The organism is Pseudoalteromonas sp. SR41-8, from assembly GCF_014163915.1.
Classification (GTDB): domain Bacteria; phylum Pseudomonadota; class Gammaproteobacteria; order Enterobacterales; family Alteromonadaceae; genus Pseudoalteromonas; species Pseudoalteromonas rhizosphaerae.
Map to the genome: position 1 here is coordinate 1 of NZ_JACJEE010000008.1, position 13,828 is coordinate 13,828.

14 protein-coding genes and 1 tRNA gene are annotated in these 13,828 nt (G+C 39.8%); 4 read left to right on the top strand and 11 right to left on the bottom strand.

The window, feature by feature from the left end; all coding sequences use genetic code 11:
* Positions 1-118: 118 nt before the first annotated feature.
* The 9 genes from H5162_RS07240 to H5162_RS07280 all read right to left on the bottom strand — a co-directional run bounded on the left by H5162_RS07240 (position 119) and on the right by H5162_RS07280 (position 6,971).
* Positions 119-203: transfer RNA gene (locus H5162_RS07240), tRNA-Leu, on the bottom strand.
* A 106-nt stretch (positions 204-309) separates the two neighbouring features.
* Positions 310-924, bottom strand: coding sequence for a hypothetical protein (locus H5162_RS07245; RefSeq protein ID WP_182717833.1), 615 nt, complete (start codon positions 922-924; stop codon positions 310-312).
* Positions 925-1,085: 161 nt separating this feature from the next.
* Complete coding sequence (locus H5162_RS07250) at positions 1,086-1,610, bottom strand: hypothetical protein (protein ID WP_182717832.1); 525 nt, start codon at positions 1,608-1,610, stop codon at positions 1,086-1,088.
* Positions 1,611-2,436: 826 nt separating this feature from the next.
* Entirely contained in the window at positions 2,437-2,688 is a 252-nt protein-coding gene (locus H5162_RS07255) for a hypothetical protein (RefSeq protein ID WP_149980101.1), read from the bottom strand.
* A 43-nt stretch (positions 2,689-2,731) separates the two neighbouring features.
* Positions 2,732-3,136 (bottom strand): DUF1761 domain-containing protein, encoded by a 405-nt coding sequence (locus H5162_RS07260; RefSeq protein WP_145236169.1) that lies wholly within the window; start codon positions 3,134-3,136, stop codon positions 2,732-2,734.
* A gap of 284 nt (positions 3,137-3,420) precedes the next feature.
* Positions 3,421-3,951 carry a response regulator transcription factor gene (locus tag H5162_RS07265; RefSeq protein ID WP_182734090.1) on the bottom strand — a complete coding sequence of 177 codons (531 nt, stop codon included), beginning with the start codon at positions 3,949-3,951 and terminating at the stop codon, positions 3,421-3,423.
* Positions 3,948-5,189, bottom strand: a complete 1,242-nt coding sequence (locus H5162_RS07270) for an ATP-binding protein (RefSeq protein WP_145236312.1) — start codon at positions 5,187-5,189, stop codon at positions 3,948-3,950. Before H5162_RS07270 ends, H5162_RS07265 begins: the two co-directional genes overlap by 4 nt.
* Before the next feature lie 55 nt (positions 5,190-5,244).
* Positions 5,245-5,649, bottom strand: coding sequence for a DUF4440 domain-containing protein (locus H5162_RS07275; protein ID WP_145236175.1), 405 nt, complete (start codon positions 5,647-5,649; stop codon positions 5,245-5,247).
* A gap of 8 nt (positions 5,650-5,657) precedes the next feature.
* Positions 5,658-6,971, bottom strand: coding sequence for an amidohydrolase family protein (locus H5162_RS07280; RefSeq protein WP_182778068.1), 1,314 nt, complete (start codon positions 6,969-6,971; stop codon positions 5,658-5,660).
* 153 nt (positions 6,972-7,124) lie between these two features.
* Between H5162_RS07280 and H5162_RS07285 the strand changes: the two genes are divergently transcribed.
* Together H5162_RS07285 and H5162_RS07290 are read left to right on the top strand one after the other, a co-directional pair.
* A complete protein-coding gene (locus H5162_RS07285; protein WP_145236180.1) occupies positions 7,125-8,201 on the top strand; it encodes a ketoacyl-ACP synthase III in 1,077 nt (358 codons plus the stop codon).
* Between the two features lie 55 nt (positions 8,202-8,256).
* A complete protein-coding gene (locus H5162_RS07290) occupies positions 8,257-8,643 on the top strand; it encodes a VOC family protein (protein ID WP_145236314.1) in 387 nt (128 codons plus the stop codon).
* 20 nt (positions 8,644-8,663) lie between these two features.
* Here the strand turns inward: H5162_RS07290 and H5162_RS07295 are convergent, their stop codons facing one another.
* Together H5162_RS07295 and H5162_RS07300 are read right to left on the bottom strand one after the other, a co-directional pair.
* The gene (locus H5162_RS07295) at positions 8,664-10,025 is read right to left on the bottom strand and encodes a M17 family metallopeptidase (RefSeq protein ID WP_182778070.1); all 1,362 of its coding nucleotides are present in this window, start codon (positions 10,023-10,025) and stop codon (positions 8,664-8,666) included.
* Positions 10,026-10,119: 94 nt separating this feature from the next.
* A complete protein-coding gene (locus tag H5162_RS07300) occupies positions 10,120-10,569 on the bottom strand; it encodes a hypothetical protein (RefSeq protein WP_145236186.1) in 450 nt (149 codons plus the stop codon).
* Between the two features lie 162 nt (positions 10,570-10,731).
* Between H5162_RS07300 and H5162_RS07305 the strand changes: the two genes are divergently transcribed.
* Both H5162_RS07305 and H5162_RS07310 read left to right on the top strand, forming a co-directional pair.
* The gene (locus H5162_RS07305) at positions 10,732-10,902 is read left to right on the top strand and encodes an oxidoreductase-like domain-containing protein (RefSeq protein WP_145236189.1); all 171 of its coding nucleotides are present in this window, start codon (positions 10,732-10,734) and stop codon (positions 10,900-10,902) included.
* 300 nt (positions 10,903-11,202) lie between these two features.
* On the top strand, positions 11,203-13,779 hold the full coding sequence (locus tag H5162_RS07310) for a TonB-dependent siderophore receptor (protein ID WP_145236193.1): 2,577 nt from the start codon (positions 11,203-11,205) through the stop codon (positions 13,777-13,779).
* Positions 13,780-13,828: the final 49 nt, after the last annotated feature.

Genomic DNA, 13,828 nt, shown 5'->3' on the forward strand with positions numbered 1-13,828 from the left:
GGCTAGGCAATAATTATTTTTCAAATGTAAGAAAGCAAAAAACCGCCCATCAAAGGCGGTTTTTCATAATATGGTAGTGTTCTACAGATTTAAGCTCGTTCAAGTTAAAAAGTTTTAATGGTACCAGTGGACGTACTCGAACCATCAATCCCGAAGAAACCAGATTTTGAATCTAGCGTGTCTACCAATTCCACCACACTGGCATTAAAACTATACCACTACAGGGCTCCTTAAAAAGGAGTATAAGATCATACTTTTAAGTCAAGATAAAGTTCGTGATCTTACCCTGAGACCTGACCCCATTATTTTTTACTCTACTGAATATATGGAGGTAACTTCAACTTTATTATCTTTCAAATGAATATTAGCTTTCCACAATTGAGAATTTATATAAACTTTTATAGAGTATGCATTCTTTTCAAATAAGCCTGTTACTACTGGACTCATTGAAACAGCGCCAGGAATACTGGTGAATTTATTTAATTGACTGTCAAAAAACCAGTCAAACATATTCACCCTTTTTTTAATGGCGTTCTCTTTGTTATTTCTCAACTCTTCCATAAACCTCCAGATAACCCCATAATCTTCTATAGCAACGGTAGGCTCTAAACGGATGGCTCCATCAAAGTTACAACTTTGATTAGTCACAGCGACTTCCAATGTGGCAACATAGGGCTCAACTTTATATCCGCCAACCACGCCATAATGTTTTTTGTAGCAAATGCCATCAGTATTCGAAGGCTCTTCTACAAATATTGTATCACCACATTTAAAATGGAATTTGCCCCTTGCGCCATTTAATTTCTTCATTACCATTAGCTTATGCTGGTTATTTAGAACGCTTTCTCCACAGCTAACATGCAAATTACTAGTACTAACAACACTTGCAATAGCTAGAATCGTCGGACCTATCGCGACCACCATGATTTCTCCTCTGGTTTATAACTATCGGGGTCATATAACTATCGGGATCACTATCGGGGTCAGATCTTGTTTTTTGCCACTAATTACATAAAGACAAAAAGAAAGACCTGACCCTATTCACTTTGTTACTAAAGGGTGACTCTGTTTACTTTTCTGTTAGTTTAATCATCAGGCAAGGTAAGTAAATCATCAACTATTCCTAACTTACTAAGCAATGAAATGAATCTTGACTTTTTTTTATCTATCACATATTGCGCATCCATAACTACCGAAAAAACAACGTACTCAATGCCTTTTTCAAAATTCAATCTATCTCTTTTTATTAGCGTAGTGTAAGTTTTGACTTCAAGAGGTTTAAATATTACATCTCCTTCAAGTGGCGAAAACTCTACATTTTTAAACGATAATGGGTTGTCAAACGGGTTACTCGTTGCATACACGTCTTTTGCTCTATAAAACTTAAAAGCATGCTCAGTAAAATGAGTTTCATCGAAATAATTTGAAATTACTTTAATTTCAAATGCCGTATTATTTCTTAAAACAACACTCGTATTGCAATATACCAAATCGCAAATAGTATATACTACGGCTTCAATAGCTTTAGGTGGTTTTTCAATCGCATTTGAAAAGCATACCTGTGAATTAACTATTAAAAATAATAAAGTTAAAAATCTATATTTTGACATTATATTTCCTTGATGCACTATCGAAAAATTTGTGCCTTTCCTATTTTACTTTACGAGCACTTACTTCCTTCTAAAAAACTTTCCGAATATTTTATATATACAATCAGCAGTATAACTAAAAAGTGTAAGGAAGAAATAAAACAATAACGACAATGGTACTATTATTGTCAACAACCCCCAATCATTTGCACTATAAGAGATTTGGCTAATTGTCAATGCAACTATTGAAAACACACATAGTAAAGTAAATGCATTTTCTTTTACATCTTCAAAAAGAAAGCTCAAAGAAAAGAAATTGGATTTAGAACGGAAAATATAAAAAATACAAGTGGTTAACGATATGGCTATCCCATAGTGGTGATTTAAACTAATCACCAATAAAAATTGAAATATAATAAAAATAAAAATTACTTTTTTAATCATTTTTATTCCTTATTGATTCTAAAACTATTTACAAAACGCGACATAGCTAGAGTATGTTTTCTTTGTTCCTTGCATATACATTACCCCATATCCAACTTCGTAAGAAGCTCCGAGTGCATCTATAGAAAATGAATCTAGACGATGCTCAATTGCATACGCAGCTCCGTGTACCTTTGCGCTGTACTTCTTAAACCCTCTCAAAAATGCAGCTCCTATTGTTTCAATTTCCGAAGTAGACCAACCTCGGATACCATCAATATCATAAAAAAACTGTGCAATTACTATTTAAAGTCGTATTAAATTAAAGAGTTACAGTTTATTTATAGTTAAATCAGATACAGGAACAATCAGACTAAAAAATGATTAAATCAATAAAATATGTATATACGCTCAAATTAAATGACTACTTAAACGTAACTTTGCCGCCGATCATTTTATACGCGGGTGCGCCTCGGATAATTGCTTCTCGAGCAAAAGGGCGTGAGCAGTTGGGGCATACGCAAGGAATAGTGGTGAAATCTTGACTGATCCGTTCGATAAAACATTTAACCAATGCCCCTTTGCCGCCTTTACGATATTTGAATAGGGGAGCTTTACATTGACTACAAAAAATATCGACCGTTTTAGTAGGGCCTTTTTTATTTGGTTTTGCCATTATTTTGTTACTTTTACTACAAACACGCGAATAGATTAACAGCTTATGGCCAAAGTCCAAAGATTAAGCCCATTAAAGTAAACTGTAAAATATGGTAACCGCTATTGATTAAAAACAGCTTTAGTGGTCGTTGTTCATAAATATAGCTCATCCCTAAGGCACTGCTTACCCAACATAGTCCAACCGCAAAGCCAACGCCTACCGCAACCCCTAAATGTGGATGTGGTCCTAAAAACAGTGATAAGCCAAAAGCGATAAATAAAGATAAAACAAAACCGCCACCAAATACCCATTTTGGATTTGTTGCTTTTAAATCCAGCTCCGTTAATCCACAGCCTTCTAACCAGGCTCGTTGAAACAACCAAGGTGAATACCAAACGCCTCCTAACATAAAAGAAGACATGGCAGCTAATAATACGGCTACAAAATCCAGTTGTGATAAATCCATAATGACTACTTATGCTGATTGCAAAAAATACAATGATATTTTTACTGTAGTTAATGAACGCCATTGCAGCAACTATCTAAACTGCAAAACTATCTATGATGCGTGGCTGGTGCCAAAATATAAATACACTAAAGTAACCTGAGCTCCATTTAAAGTGACTAAAGGCGACTGTATTACTTAGTTGACCGGGTAAAACTTATTGCCTAAAAGGCAACAATAAACTTACTGAGCATTACTAAACCGGAAACCGTGATCCGAAATAACGCTCACTATTACGCTAGGATTTACTGCTGAACTGGTTTTTTTTGTAGCTTACGCTGTAAAGTCCGCCGATGCATATTAAGTTGCCGAGCAGTTGCTGAAATATTGCCTTGATTGGTATGCAGCACTTGCTGAATATGTTCCCACTCAAGACGCTCTGGCGACATAGTTACAATATCATCTGCAATTAACTCAGTAGTTGGCTCGCATGTGCCTGTTAAGGCTCGTAATAACGTGAGCATATCAACGGGTTTTGTTAAATAATCATTTGCACCTAGGCGCATAGCCTCTACCGCTGTGGCAATACTGGCATAGCCTGTTAATAATACAATATGTGCGTCTGTTAGTAATGCTCTCAGTGGTGCGATAAGAGCTAAACCGTTATCGTCAGCTAATTTCATATCTAACAGAATATGTGTCGGTGCGAAGTTTTTAGCTATGCCAATAGCCTCGGCTTTATCATGTGCCAGCTGACATGCAAAACCGTGTTTGTTTAAGCGCCGCGCTAACGTATTGGCAAGATTAATATCATCTTCAATAATTAATAGCTTCATACAGGCTCGACTTGTGGCTCATCAATGGTTAATTGTACTTTGGCAACCGCGCCACCTTGTGGGTGATTAAATAATGTTAAAGAGCCTTGTAAACGCTCAAATGTTACATTTGAAAGCATAACTGCAAGCCCCATCCCCGTTTCACTAGGCATTAACTGACCCCCTAACTCTGCCAATTGTGCTGCGCTAAATCCTTTACCAAAATCACGTATAACTAAACTCACTGTTTTAGGGTTATCTGGAGTCTGTTGCCAGTTCAATTCCAGTGTTTGTTGCTGTGCCTGTTGATTGGCAAAAGCAGCATTTTGCAACAAGTTTAATATCGCTGGCAGTAACATAGCATCATTAGTAACCGAGCTAGCAGGCGCTGCATTTAGCCAATTAAGCTGTTGATCGGGATACTGTAATAGCATTGTATCGCTAATTTGTTGAGCTAATGCGTTTAACGATACAGTCGCTGCAACCGTTTGTGTGCGTAGTTCAGATGACAGGGTACGAAACTGTTTTAACTGCTGTGCGCATTGCAACAAGGGCTGCTGCATGTCTTTCACAATCTCATTATCGGGCTGCTCTTCAAGAAGCTCTTCATACAATAATTGTAAATTGGCGATTGGGCTGGCTAATTGATGAGTAATTTGTGCCGCAGCACCATCAAGCGTGACTAACTGCTCTGCTCGTAATTGTTTTTCTCGCACAGTTGCAATTGTGCGCTCTCGCGAATGCAGTGCACGGTTCATAGTGCCGATAACGAATGCTATAACGCTAGCACTGATCACAAAGTTAACCCACATACCCACAAAGTGACTGGTCATTTGCATATGATGCATGCTGTGCTGAGGCATTTTAAATAGCAGCACGCTATAGGCGGTGATCGCTAATACAGCAATATAAGCTAAGCCGCGAGCACTGACACTCACCGCAGCAATCATTATTGGTAACAACAGTAACGACACAAATGCATTGGTCGCACCACCACTCAAAGACAGCAATACCGATAAAAAAAGCACATCGGCCGTAAGCTGCATTAACATCCCAAGTTCTTTCGCTTTACTGACATTACGATAAGCAATCACGCTTAAAATTTGGAATACGGCTTCAAGGGAGATCACTACCAGTAGAGGTAATAAAGGGATTTGGTGCTCAAGTAAAAAATAGACTGCTACAACGGCCAATAGTTGAATTGCAATTGCACCACTGCGTAACATCAGTAAACGGCTAATCGCAGGATCAGTGCGCATTAAAAACGCCATACATAACTACCTAATAAAAAATGCCTAATTAAAGAAGGTTAACCTAATCATCATCCATAGAGATACTAAACACAGCACACGGCGTTCCTTGATGAAACACCATTTTCCACTGGCCTTCGGTTAATCGCCACAGCGACATCCGTAACGAATAGTTAAACTCAGCGCGCGCAGAGCGCCGATATGCCGCTTGATAACTTAGTTGGGCAATATCATCACTAAGCATTCGGCCTTTAAAATGCTGATTGTAAAACTGCGGCACGACTTCGGTAGGTAACCGCGTTAATACTTGATATTTATTAAATACAGTACCATTAGCGGCAATTTCAATAAAATCATCATCGAGCAAAGCATCCAATGCCTGCTCAGATTGACGGATCTCAGGATCTAATAACTGGCGCTCAGCGTCAATCAAATGATTAAACAATGATGCCTTGATTTTGCTGCCCATACTGTATCCTACAATTGGTGTTTATATATTTGCCCTGCTTTCATCACAAATTGTACATTTTGCAATGTCGTTATATCATCAAGAGGAGAGCCATTAACGCTGATGATATCTGCTTGTTTACCAACACTCAACTGCCCTAGTCGGTCTTGTTGGCCGAGTAACTTAGCGGCATTAACTGTTGCTGACATAATAGCCTGCTTTTCAGTCATGCCATATTTAACTAACCATAAAAACTCATCAGCATTATTACCATGGCGTGATACGCCAGAATCTGTACCAAAAGCAATATTAACATTGTTTTTTAATGCCAGCTTAAATGAAGCTGCAACATTTGGTACAACGGTGCGTACTTTATCAGCAATAGCTGTTGGCATATTTGGGTTACTGAGTACTTCTTGACTGACCGTTTGGCCTGCCAATAACGTGGGCACTAAATAAGCGTTATATTGCTTAAATAACTTTACAGTCTCTTTGTCTAGGTAAGACCCATGTTCAATTGAATCAACACCTGCACGTAATGCCGCTTTGATCCCTGATGTACCATGAGCATGGGCTGTTACGCTGCGCCCTAAGTTATGTGCAGTATCAACAATCGCCATCAACTCTTGATCTGTGAACTGCTGATTGACACCCGCTGCGGTATTACTTAACACCCCACCCGTTGCGGTAATTTTAATTACATCAGCACCTGATTTAATTACTTCACGAACCGCGCGGCGACAATCATCAGCACCATCACACACCCCTAACCCTCCACTTATCACATCACTAATATCTTTACGGTAACCGTGCAGATCAGCATGCCCGCCCGTTGGGGTAATTGTATCTCCTGCAGCAAAAATACGTGGCCCTTGAATATCTCCACGCTCAACGGCACGCTGTAGTGGAAAGATCACTTTATAACTGCTACCTAAATCACGTACCGAGGTAAAACCGGCTTCAAGACTACGCTGTAAATATTTAATTGAGCGCAGAGCATAGTCCGCTTCATACTCTGTAAGCCATTGATGAGGGTTTGCGTTTGCGTCACGCTCAAATGTAACATGTACGTGCATATCAATTAATCCAGGCATAACAAATTGATTTTTTAAATCAATAATCTTTGCATCGGGCAATGCTAGATCAATAACACTCACATAGCCTTTTTCGATGCGCGTGATGATAGCGTCTTCTATAACAATAGTGCGTTGCTTTTCTAGTATTTGTTCAGCACCTGCTAACATTGATCCTGCGTAAATAACCTGAGTTTGTGTTGCAAAACTCGCCGCAGAATATACCGTCGTACCCAATGCAGCCAAGATAGTAATTAATTTTTGTTTCATGTTTACCTCATTTTTCTACTACCATTAGCCTAAATTACGTTTAATTACCACTATTTACGACGTAAGCTAAGTTATAAACTAGTCTTAGAACTGGATTTTTGGTATAAATCAAACATAGATGACACATGTCTGACCACTTAAAGAGAGCACACTATGACCTACGCACACATAACGGGTTGGGGTAAATGTATCCCACCAGCGCGTATTAGCAACGATGAAATTAGCCAATTAGTTGATACCAATGATGAATGGATCACATCCCGCACTGGTATAAAAGCCCGTAGAGTAAGCCACGTTAGTACTGCAGAGCTTGCCACTGTAGCAGCTAAACATGCAATAGCCTGTGCTGGCATTGATGCTAAAGACATTGACTTAGTGTTATTAGCAACATGTACGCCCTCTACTATGGTGGCAAACACAGCTTCGTTAGTACAAAAAAACATTGGTGCAGTTGGCGCTGCCGCTATGGACACCAATGCAGCTTGCTCTGGTTTTTTATATGCAATACAAGCAGCGACTGCACAAATTCAAGCCGGTATGATCAAAAAAGCTGTAGTAATTGCTGCTGAACGTATGACCTGGTATGTAAACTGGGATCGCCGTGACAGTGCGGTGTTATTTGGTGATGGCGCCGGTGCCGTAGTACTTGAAGCAGCAGACACGCCAGCGGGTTTACTCGCGACAAAAACAGGCTGTGATAGCGAAGACCGTGATATCTTGCATATCACTAACTTTGGTAGTGACTTAAATAAATATGTGCCTATTGGGCCATCTGATTTATTATTTGAAGGTCGCGAAATCTTTAAGCGCGCAGTAAAGGGCATGAGTGAAGCCTGTGACGATGTGCTCACACAAGCAAATTTGAGCCTTGATGATATCGATGTACTTGTGCCACACCAAGCAAATTTACGTATCATTCAAGCCATTCAACATCGCTTAAAAGTGCCAGATGAAAAAGTAATGGTTAACATTGGCGAATACGGCAATACATCGGCAGCAACTATTGCAATCGCATTATGCGAAGCTGTTGAGCAAGGATTAATTAAACCACATGCTAATATCATGTCTGCAGCATTTGGTGCCGGATTAACTTGGGCTGCTAGTTACATAAAATGGGGCGAACGCGTCACGCCAATCAGCGTTAGCGATGCAGCACTACCACCGTGTGATAAAACCGGTTTAGAGTTAGTGGCCCCCGCAGTAGCAGCTTGCAAAGGTAGTGATCAATAACATACTCAATATGGCGCAGCTATACTGCGCCATTTACCACAGATAGCTAAAAATGATGCAATTGCTAGGAATTCACCACGCTGCAATTATATGCAGCGATTACACCCGCTCAAAACATTTTTATCATCAGATCTTACAGCTGCCCATAATTGCAGAGCATTTTCGCCAACATCGCCACTCATACAAATTAGATTTAGCCTTGCCTGATGGTAGCCAAATAGAGCTATTTTCATTTGATAATGCACCAAAGCGACCTAGTTACCCAGAAGCACAAGGTTTACGACATTTAGCATTTAAAGTGGCCAATATTGAGCAAAGTAAAGTGTATTTGCAAAGCCAAGGTGTGGCAGTAGAAGAGATTCGAACTGATGAATACACAGGTAAACAATTTACCTTTTTTGCAGATCCTGATGGGTTACCGCTTGAGCTTTATGAGGCATAACCTCACAAAGCTCAATAAATTTATTTAAAACGACTTTGTAAGTAGTTAAATACGGCACGAATACCGAGTGCTTCACCACCGACTGGACGACCTGGTAATGAGCGGATATTCCATGCCATTACATCAAAATGTACCCATGGTGTGGTTGGCTCTACAAATTCTTTTAAATAAAGTGCAGCAGTAATTGCCCCGCCGAATGGGGTACTTGCACAGTTAGCCATATCAGCAACATCACTTTTTAATAAACTTTTATATTGCTCAAAAAGCGGTAATTGCCAAACAGGGTCGCTTACTGCAATACCGGCGTCAATAATGCCATTGGCAACATCACGCTCAGTTGAGAAAAACCCTGGTAACTCAGTGCCTAACGCAATACGACAAGCACCGGTTAAGGTTGCAAAATCAATGATCAACTCAGGATTGTCATTTTGTGCTTCCGTGAGTGCATCACATAACACTAAACGCCCCTCTGCGTCGGTGTTATCGATTTCGACCATAATGCCTTTACGTGTTTTAATTACATCGCCAGGGCGAAATGCATTGCGCGATACCGCATTCTCAACAGCGGGTACCAACACGCGTAAACGAATTGGTAAATTTGCCGCCATAATTAACTGCGCTAAACCAATTACATGAGCTGCGCCGCCCATGTCTTTTTTCATATTGCGCATACCTGAGCTTGGTTTAAGATCTAAACCACCAGAATCAAAACAAACACCTTTGCCGACTAAGGTGATCAAAGGAGCATCTGCAGCGCCCCAGTGTAAATCAAGTAAACGCGGTTTATTTTCACTGGCGCGGCCTACCATGTGGATAGTTGGATAGTTTTGTTCTAATAATTCATCCCCTATCCATTCATTGAATTGACCATTGTAAGTGTATGCTAAATCAGCCATCACTTGTGATAAGTGCTGTGGCATCATGTCTACGGCGGGAGTATTAACTAGATCTCTAACTAAGTTAATCGCATTTGCTTGGCGTGTAATACGCGCAAACAATGCTTCATCGGCAATTGCTAATTGTGCTTTTACAGCACCTTTGGCTTTATATTCGCTAAATTCATAACCACCAAGTATAAAACCCAGAGCAATCTGTTCTAATTGTTGTTCACACTCTTGAACTTGGTAAATTCCTGCTGGCAGTTTGCTGGCTAATTCACCCGCGAGCCAAAAGTCATCAACGCTATTAACTAAACAATACACCTGACTTAGCGCTCCACTTTGTGGATTGACCACCAAGGCTAAACCTTGTTTTGCAAAATCACAGCTATTTAGCCAGTTTTGTAAAAAAATTGGCTGCTGTGCTTGCCATGTAGCTAAGTCATTTTTAACAATAAAAGATAAAGGAATACCCGTAGAACTATGACGAATTAATGTACTCATTAAATGACTCGTTTAAAATTATATGATGATCAAGCATATCAATAACTCAGCATAAAAGGTATAGCACAAAGACTATCCTTTAAACTGCATGGCATTATTTTTTTACAGGTGGTTTTACGTCTGATTTTGCCGTTTTTTCAGCGTGGTGGTGTTGCTGCTCTTCATCAGCGATCTGCTGGTCAATATCTTTAAGTGATTTATTTATATTAAATGAACTTGGCAGTACATCAACTCCAACCCATTGACCCAACTTAACAACCAGTGGAATAGTCACAGGTGCAAAAGGTAAAACAGCAAAAACACCTAAACCCAATCCTTTGAGAATATCAACAAACTGGGCATTCGCTTTTTGCAGATCCTCTTTACTCACATCTCCTTGGGTGTAGCGACGATAAATTGTGAGCATTTCTTTGGTTTCTTGCTTTTCCTGCGCCAGTGCAATTTTAAGTGCTACCATAGCGCGCTTAAAACGCAACTGTTGGCGTTTTGTACTAATTTTTGCCACTCGAATTGGGGCACGATGAATAACTTTATATAGTCGCATAACGCTATTCTCACATAGCCTTAACGCTTCACAAAGCATAATTTAATACAATCACCGATTAACAGATCAACATCATTTCTCAACTAGCAAAAAAGCCATGATTAAGTATAATCACGGGCCAATAAACAGCCCATGCTATTAAATCTGTAAATAATGAATAAAATGCCGCAAAACACAGCCGATATACCATACCGAGTTGACGACACAAAACCAACCAGACCGACTGCTGATCAGTGCTGCGGTGGTGGCAGTTGTTGCCCATGTGTTTGGGATGAATACCGAGAAGCGTTAAAAGTTTGGCGACAACAAAATCCTGAACAAACTGATCATTAATAATCATTGAACTTTATTGAATTTTACTTAGTCTAAAGATTTATTTACAAAATTATTATTTCATTTACTTATAAAAAAATCCCACTTATTACTTTATTTCTAATTTCCCTTTTCAAAATATCATTACTTTTCATATAGGTATGTAAACCTCTAATTTCCTCTATAGAAAAACCAAAAAAAACCAAATCATTTAACACCTTGCACAATTATTTAACAAGTTGTATAACTTTAATAGACTATTTGGCTTTTTAAAAATCATATAGTTACGAAATTACAATAATTCTAACTGGGGAAATTAGAATGAAATTTAGAAATAACATATTAAATCATGCAGTTAAACTTGCATTAACGACAACCACCGCAGGCTTATTTATTTCGGGGACTGCCTTAGCTGCAGATGAACAAGCTGAAGTAACTAAAGTAAATAAAAATGTAGAAAAAATAGCCGTAGTGGGTACTCGCTCTGCACCGCGTTCTATTGGTGATTCACCGGTACCTATCGATATCATCGGTGGTGAAGAACTTGGTAAATCAGGTAATACGGATATGCTCGAGCTATTAAAAGGCTCAATTCCATCATTAAACGTGCATTCAATGCCTATTAGTGACGCAGCATCTTTGGTTCGTCCAGCTAACTTACGTGGCTTACCTTCTGACAGTACATTGATATTACTCAATGGTAAACGTCGTCATCGTGCCTCTGTTATTGCCTTTTTAGGTGGCGGCATAAACGATGGCGCACAAGGTGCGGACATTTCAGTTATTCCAAGTATCGCTCTAAAACAAGTTGAAGTACTAAGAGATGGCGCAGCCGCTCAGTACGGCTCAGATGCGATTGCTGGGGTTATCAACTTTGTACTAAAAGATGCCTCGGAAGGCGGCAGTTTCGAAGTACGCCAAGGTCAGTACTATGAAGGCGACGGTGATACAACACAGATTTCCGGTAACATTGGTCTACCATTTACCGACAATGGCTTCGCAAATTTAAGTTTCCAATACAAAACGGCTGACGCAACTAGTCGTTCAGTGCAACGTTTTGATGCAGCAAACTTAATTGAGGCTGGTGTTCCTGACATTGCCCCGATTACACAAATATGGGGCGCACCAGAAGTTGATGACGATATCTCTATTTTTGGTAATGTCGGCCTTGAGCTGACTAAAAACTCCGAATTTTACATGTTTGGTAACTATTCAGAGCGTGATGTACGCGGTGGTTTTTACTATCGTAATCCTCACACTCGCCCTGGGGTCTATTCAAACGATGGTGGTGAAACATTGTTAGTTGGCGATTTAACTGGCGATATGAGTGGTAACTGCCCTACTAACATCATGATTGATGACAACGTATTAGATAACCCAGTTTACATCAACCAAGTAGCTAATAATCCAGACTGTTTTGCCTTCAATGAAATGTTACCTGGCGGTTTTACGCCTAACTTTGGTGGCAACATTACAGATACCTCGCTTACAATAGGTACTAAAGGCGAGTTCACTGGTGGTATGTTAGAAGGTGCGTACTACGACTTAAGTGGTACGGTCGGCTTTAATGAATCTCGTTACTTTATTTACGACACTATTAATGCGTCATTAGGCCCTGATAGCCCGCGTGATTTTAGCCCAGGTAAATACTCACAATTAGAGAAAAACTTTAATTTTGATTTATCAAAAGGCTTTGATTTTGATCTAGCATACGATGTGAACATAGCCGGTGGCCTTGAATGGCACGAGGAAACATTTACAGTTACCTCTGGCGATGTAGCATCATTTACAGCAGGCCCACTAACGGATCAAGGTTTTGGTATCGGTTCAAATGGTTTCCCCGGCTTTAAACCATCTGACGCTGGTGAATATACTCGTCGCAACTACGCGGCTTATCTTGATATTGAAGCCCCATTTACTGAAGAGTTCTTAATGGGTTTAGCCCTACGCTATGAAGACTATGATACGTTTGGCTCTACTGTTAACTATAAATTGATGGCTCAATATCACTTAACCGATGATTTAAATGTTCGTGGTTCAATCAGTTCAGGCTTTCGCGCGCCTACCGTTGGCCAAGCCAATGTCAGTAACGTGCAAACAAACCTAAGCAGTGGCGTATTGGTCGACTCTGCTTTACTACCACCGACCAATCCAATTGCGGTACAGTTAGGCGGTACAGAGCTTGAGCCTGAAGAGTCGCAAAGTTATACCTTTGGCGCGGTATACACCATCGGTGAAGTATTTCTAACCATTGATTATTACAATATCCAAGTTGATGACCGTATTAGTCAATCTGATAAAATAGAGCTGAGTCAAGCTGATAAAGATACGCTTGAAGCCGCTGGTGTGCCAAACGTGCAAAGCTTAGCGCAAGTAAGCTTCTTTACTAATGACTTTGATACCACAACTCAAGGTATAGACTTTGTAGCAAACTATGCCACAGATTTACTCGGTGGTAGCTCAACATTTAGTTTAGCTTACAACTGGAATGAAACTGAGGTTACTCGCTCAACTAATATTACTGGGGTGTTTAAAGTAAGCCGTTTAGAAAATGACTTACCAAATCACCGTGGTACGCTTAGTTGGTCACAACAATGGGAAAGTTTCTCAATGTTTACTCGTGCAAATTATTTTGGTGAATACCAAGGTGTGCATGTAGATTATGACGATACAGCAAAAATGGCAGATGCGGCAATTACGCTCGACGCTGAAGTAACTTACTTTTTGAATGATTCGATTAGTTTCTCAGTCGGCGCACAAAACCTGCTCGACCAAGAAGCAGAGAAACTTGATTTTACCGTGGCACCTAATAATAACTGGGGTGGTAAATACTATGAAACTTCGCCATATGGTATTAACGGCGGCTTCTATTATGCCAAAGCAACTTATACGTTTTAATCATAATTAAGCGTTGAAAAGAAAGGCGAAATGCTCAAGACATTTCGCC